Below are 6081 nucleotides of genomic sequence, written 5' to 3'. Positions count from 1 at the left end.
CATATAAAAACAATCTACCCCACCCCCAGCCTATTCCGTACAAGTGGGTATTGTGATGGCCTCCCGCGGGGGTTGCGCGTGGTGGGGTTCATATACCGCCCAGTAAAAGACCTGGGCGGTATGTCACTACTCGCACACGCGGCCCTGTCCAGGGCCGGACGCTGTGCAGGATCCAGCGAGGAACTAGCTGTAGACGCCGAACTCCCAGAGGGAGTAGCCGTACGCGGTGCCGCGCTGGGTGAGGTTCACCCGGACGTACCTGGCGGACGCGGTGAGGTCGATGGAGTCGAACCCGCCGTCGCCGGTCGTGGTCGAGTAGGCGTTGCTCCAGGTCGAGCCGTTGGTCGAGGTCTGGATCTGGTACGCCTTGCCGTACGCGCCCTCCCAGCCGAGCTGGATGTGCTTGATGGCGGTGGTCGCGCCGAGGTCCACCTGGATCCACTGCGGGTCGGCCCACTCGCTGGCCCAGCGGGTCGAGAAGTTGCCGTCGGTCGCCCGGCCTGGGGTGAACGGGCCGCCGTCACCGGTCGCCTGGTAGGTGGAGGCGGTGGTCGGCTTGCCGAGCGCCACGTTGGTTCCGGCGACCGTGGGCGGGACCACGCGGAAGGAGCGCTGCTCGATGCCGGCGTTGCCGTGCCCGTCGAAGGCGTACACGTACACCTTCCACACGCCCATCTGCTCCGGTGCGGTCACCGAGAACCTGCCGGGGCCGGTCTGGGTGAACCTGACGTTGTCGAAGCCGCGGTTGCCGTTGATGTGCTTGTTGCTGAACATCAGGTTGTAGCGGATCAGGTCGTTGTTCGGGTCGGAGGCGGCGACCTCGACGGTGAAGGGCTTGCCGGCCTGGACGGCGGTCTGCGAGCCGACGGTCATCGAGGTGATCTCCGGGGGCGTGTTCGCCGAGGGCTGCCCGGTGTAGGTCGCCTTGAGCGCGTGGTAGCCGTGCCGACGCCAGCCGCCGGTGGTGGTGTTGAGCCACACCCCGCCGAAGTCGTTCTCCAGGCCGTAGTGGAACTCGGTGGCACCGAGTGCGACGCCGGTGTGGCCCTTGATCGCGTTCCAGCTGGCGGTGTACTGGTCCCGCTTCTGCAGGTCGGTCGGCTCGTTGGGCACGCCGTTGACGTCGTTCGGGACCTCCCACTCGCCGTCCGGTCCCGCCTCGGTGACGATGTACGGCTTGGTGTACCCGCCGCTGATCCAGTCCTGCCTGACCGTGTGGATGGCGCCGTAGGAGTTGACCGCGAGCAGGTCCAGGGCGGGGGAGTGGGCCTTGTAGTAGGTCCAGGCGTGGGTGTAGGCGTCGGTGGAGGTGACCGGGTGGTTGGGGTCGGCGGCGTGGATCGCCTCCGCCACCTCGTTGACGAACTTCGCGTACGCCACCCGTCGCTGCTCGACCACGTCGGCCGGCAGGCCGTGGTCCTGCATGGTGAGGATGACCTCGTTGCCGACGTCCCACATGAGCACGCCCTGGCGGCCCTTGAGGGCGTTGACCCGGGCGACGATCTCGTTCTTCACGCTGGTCTTGTACGCGGTGTCGTTGACGTAGTCGGCGCCCTGGTTGAGCCAGTGCCCGACGATGACCTTGATGCCCTGCTGGGCGGCCCGATCCAGCAGTGCCGGGGTGTGGGTGTCGTCGACGCCCCAGGTACGGATCGTGTTGACGCCCATGGCCGCAAGGTCGCGCATGTAGCCGTCGGCCGCGGCCTGCGGCGGGCCGTAGGTCAGGCCCTTGATCACATACGGCGAACCGTTCACCTGGAGCTGCCAGTTGCCCTGGGAGCCGGTCACCCTGACCGTGCTCGGGCCGGCCGGGGTCGCCGGGTCGGTCATGGCGGCGGGAGTGGTGCCGGTCTGCCTGGAGACCGAGACCTTGTCCACGCTCAGCACGCCGCCCGAGGTGGTGGCGGCGGTCGGTGTCGTGACGCCCGCGAGCGCGTTGGGCAGCGAGCCGCCGATGGCCAGATCGAGGCGGAGGTAGAAGCCGTGGTGCAGGGCGGCCTTCCAGGCGGCGACGCCGACCTGGCTCTGGCGCACGATCCAGGTCTGCCTGCCGTCGAGATAGAAGCGGATCTCCTCGTCGGTCTTGGTGCGGTCGATGACCTGGGCGTACTCGTGGTACCCGCTCTGGCAGCCGTCGCAGGTGGCGAAACCGCTGGTGCGGCCGTTGTACTCGTTGCACACCCCGTCGGGGGCGGTGCCGCAGTGCAGGGTGTTGGCCAGCTGGTCGCGGCCGTTGACGCCGGTCATGATGTCGGTCTCGCCGACGGAGGGCCAGTTGTTGTGGTTGCCGCGGTAGGCGGCGCCGGTCGCCCGGAAGCCCGGCCAGTAGCCGAGGGCGTTCGCGACGTCGGGCTGCTTGAGCCGGGCGCTGAACCTGAGCATCTCGCCGGGCTTGGGCTCGAAGTCGGTGCGCTGGGTCTCGATCCGGCCCGAGGTCCAGTTGCCCGCGCCGTCCTTGATCGCCTTGATGTTCAGGTTGCCGGTGCCGTCGAGGAAGACGTTGGCCGTCGAGGCGCTCATTGTCTCGACCTCGCCGGTGCCCCAGTTCGCGGCGCCGCCGGGGTAGGAGGTGCCGGTGCGCAGGATCCAGTCGGCGGCCGAGGGGGAGGTGCCGGCCGCCCCGTTGAAGTCGTCCTTCCACACCTCGGTCCAGGTGCCGGGCTCCTCGGGCTCCTGGGGGTTGCCGCCGGTGCCTGTGCGCACCTGCATCTCCCAGAGGGAGTAGCCGTAGCCGGTGCCCCGGGCGGTGCCGTACATCCGTACGTAGCGGCCGGTGCCGGTCACGTCGAGGGTCTGGGTGCCGCCGGTGCCGGTGGTGGTCGAGTAGACGTCCGTCCACGTGGTGCCGTTGTCGGAGATCTGGATCTTGAACGCCTTGCCGTAGGCGCTCTCCCAGGTCAGCACGGTCTGGCAGATCGGCTGGGAGGAGCCGAGGTCGACCTGGAGCCACTGCGGGTCACTGGCGGCGCTGGCCCACCGGGTGTCCGTCAGGTTGCCGTCGACCGCTGCCGCCGCGCCGTAGGCGGCGCCCTCGGACGACGAGGCCGAGGCGGGCCTGCCCTGGGCGGCGTTCGCGGTGGAGCAGTTCGGCCCCTGGGTGCCGCCCATGCTGCCGTAGACCTGGAACTCCCAGAGGGAGTAGCCGTAGCCGGTGCCCCGGGCGGTGCCGTACATCCGTACGTAGCGGCCGGTGCCGGTCACGTCGAGGGTCTGGGTGCCGCCGGTGCCGGTGGTGGTCGAGTAGACGTCCGTCCACGTCGTGCCGTTGTCGGAGATCTGGATCTTGAACGCCTTGCCGTAGGCGCCCTCCCAGGTCAGCACGGTACGGCTGATCGTCGCGGTGGCGCCGAGGTCCACCTGGAGCCACTGCGGATCGCTGAACGCGCTGGCCCACCGGGTGCCCGTCAGGTTGCCGTCGACCGCTGCCGCCGCGCCGTAGGCGGCGCCCTCGGACGACGAGGCGGTCGCCGTCCTGCCCTGTGACAGCAGGGTGTCGGCCGCCGCCGCGGGACTGACGAATGCCAGACCGGAGACGACCAGGGCCGCGAGGGCGGCGATGACCAGACCTAACCGGAATCGGCCCGAACCACGAGCTGGATGCACGATCTCTCCTCGAAAAGGGGATGCCTGCCATCAACGCGGCAGGGGGGAGAGCGCTCTCCGTAACCGAGGGTGCTACCGGAGATCGAGCGGTGTCAAGGCCCTTCTTCGCGCGAGTCCGAAACGCGCTGCTCACGCTCTGGAAACCTGCCCCCGGCCGAGAGGCCCCCGTAGAAGCCGCTGGTGCCGCACTCCGTGTGTCACGAACATGAACGACGGGTTTCGGGTTGAGTGCGATCTCGTCTTGACAATTCATAACAAAATGGATCAACCTCATAGGAGAGCGCTCTCCGTGCCGCCGTTTTCGACGGCCACCCCCCACAGAAGGAGAGGCAATGCACCCATCCCGAAGCCCAGTCAGGCTCCGCCTGGGACTGGTCGTCGCCACGCTCACCGCGCTGGTCGCGGCCGGTCTGGCGATCATCACCCCGGCCACCGCGGCGGACGCCCTGCTCTCGCAGGGCCGGCCCGCGACCGCCTCCTCCACCGAGGGAGGCGGGTACGGTGCCGGGGCCGCCTTCGACGGCAACAACGGGACCCGGTGGTCCAGCGCCGCCGCCGACCCGCAGTGGCTCCAGGTGGACCTCGGTGCCACCGCGACCGTCTCCCAGGTGGTTCTCAACTGGGAGGGCGCCTACGGCAAGGCGTTCAAGATCCAGGTCTCCGGCAACGGCGCGGCGCCGTGGACCGACATCTACTCCACCACCACCGGCACCGGCGGCACCCAGACCCTCGCTGTCTCCGGCTCCGGCCGCTACGTGCGGATGTACGGCACCGCCCGGGGCACCGGCTACGGCTACTCCCTCTGGGAGTTCAAGGTGTACGGCACCGGCGGCGCCGGGACCACCCCGAGGCCGAAGCCGACGTTCACCGACGAGGTGACCCACCACGAGTTCCAGGCCAACTGCTCCTGGACGGCGGACCGGCCGGACGACCCGATCGTCTACCCCGGCCTGCCCGGCGCCTCGCACATGCACACCTTCGTCGGCAACAACACGACCAACGCGAGCAGCACGACCTCCTCGCTCCTCGGCGGCGGCACCTCGTGCACCAACCCGCACGACAGGTCGGCCTACTGGTTCCCGAGCTTCTACAAGGGCGACCAGCTGATCCGGCCGACCGGCAACCAGGTCATCTACTACAAGTCCGGCATCCTTGACTACTGGCAGGTGCAGCCCTTCCCGCAGGGCCTGCGCTTCGTCGTCGGCAGCCCGACCGCGACGCTGGCGGAGTTCCGCGACTCTCCCGGCACCGTCGAGGGCTTCGAGTGCGGCGACATCTCCCACAGCTGGGACATCCCGACCTCCTGCGTGGCGGGCAGCCAGGTGAACGTCCGCTACCAGTCGCCGAGCTGCTGGGACGGCGTCAACCTCGACAGCCCCAACCACAAGAGCCACATGTCCTATCCCGTCGACGGTTACTGCCCGGCCAGCCACCCGGTGGCGGTGCCGATGCTGGAGTTCAAGATCGCCTTCCCCGCGAGCGGTGACCTGTCGCAGGCGCGGCTGGCCAGCGGCCGCGGTTACACCTGGCACTACGACTTCTTCAACGCCTGGGACAGCCCCGCCATCCTTGACGCCCTGGTGACCCACTGCATCAATGGTGGTCTCCAGTGCAACCCGCGTGGCTACGACCTGTACAAGCCGCACCGCGGCGCCGCCCTCACGGAGAACTTCGAGCTCCCCTGACCGCGGATGCCAGGTCCCGGCCCCGGCGGCCGGGGCCTGGCACCCGCCCCTGACACGAGAAGGTCCATATGAGACGTGCCGGCGCGATTCTCACCCTGTTCCTCGTGTCCGGCCCGGTCGCCGGCTGCGGTGCCCACTCCCCGGCGGCCGCGCCGGGCCACCACCATGAATCCCCGGCACCGGTCGTCCCCACCGCCCCCACCGCCCCCGCCGCCACGCCGGCGGCCGGTTTCAACACCACGGACACCGCGTGGCTCCAGTTGATGATCCCGATGGACGAGCGGACGCTGCCCCTGCTCGACCTCGGCGCCGAACGCGGGCACGACCCGGCGGTACGGCGGCTGGCCGCCCGGATCAGGAAGGCCCATCTGGCCGAGCTCGAACGCCTCAGGGAGATGCTGGGCCGTACCGGCCTGCCCGCGACGAACGTGCACGAAGGGCATGACATGCCGGGTATGGTCACCGCCGCCGATCTGGCGGCGCTGAGGAAGGCCGCCGGTCCGGCCTTCGACCGGCTCTTCGCCGACCGCCTGCGCGAGCACCTCGACCAGTCGGCCGCGGTAGCCCGCTCCGAGCAGACCGCCGGTGCCGACGAGGGGACGAGGGCTCTGGCCGCAGCCGTCGAGCGGGCCCGCGCCACCCAGAACGATCTGCTCGACGGCATCCGCTGACCGGATCCCCAGGGGCGCCGTCGCGCCGCCGTTTTTGGACATTGACAGCGCGCTGACGTCATGACGTACTGGAGAGCGCTCTCCAAGAGTGATCTACAACAGTGATCTCCAACGGTGAAGGG

General features: G+C 69.3%; 3 protein-coding genes. 2 read left to right on the top strand and 1 reads right to left on the bottom strand.

The window, feature by feature from the left end; translation table 11 throughout:
* Positions 1-183 precede the first annotated feature (183 nt).
* Positions 184-3603, bottom strand: a complete 3420-nt coding sequence (locus ABZU75_RS22150) for a discoidin domain-containing protein (protein WP_355557186.1) — start codon at positions 3601-3603, stop codon at positions 184-186.
* Between the two features lie 332 nt (positions 3604-3935).
* Here ABZU75_RS22150 and ABZU75_RS22145 point away from each other — a divergent pair, with 332 nt between their 5' ends.
* Positions 3936-5288, top strand: a complete 1353-nt coding sequence (locus ABZU75_RS22145) for a DUF1996 domain-containing protein (protein WP_355557184.1) — start codon at positions 3936-3938, stop codon at positions 5286-5288.
* Between the two features lie 68 nt (positions 5289-5356).
* Complete coding sequence (locus ABZU75_RS22140; RefSeq protein ID WP_355557181.1) at positions 5357-5959, top strand: DUF305 domain-containing protein; 603 nt, start codon at positions 5357-5359, stop codon at positions 5957-5959.
* Positions 5960-6081: the final 122 nt, after the last annotated feature.

The sequence above is a fragment of the Streptosporangium sp. NPDC005286 genome, from assembly GCF_040607515.1.
GTDB lineage: Bacteria > Actinomycetota > Actinomycetes > Streptosporangiales > Streptosporangiaceae > Streptosporangium.
The sequence above is the reverse complement of the archived record's forward strand: the minus strand, read 5'-3'. Positions and strand labels throughout refer to the sequence as shown.

What these genes read in the sequence shown, in the direction of transcription:
- ABZU75_RS22145 (WP_355557184.1), top strand. Translation starts at nt 3,936, where the DNA reads ATGCACCCATCCCGAAGCCCAGTCAGGCTCCGCCTGGGACTGGTCGTC.
- ABZU75_RS22140 (WP_355557181.1), top strand. Translation starts at nt 5,357, where the DNA reads ATGAGACGTGCCGGCGCGATTCTCACCCTGTTCCTCGTGTCCGGCCCG.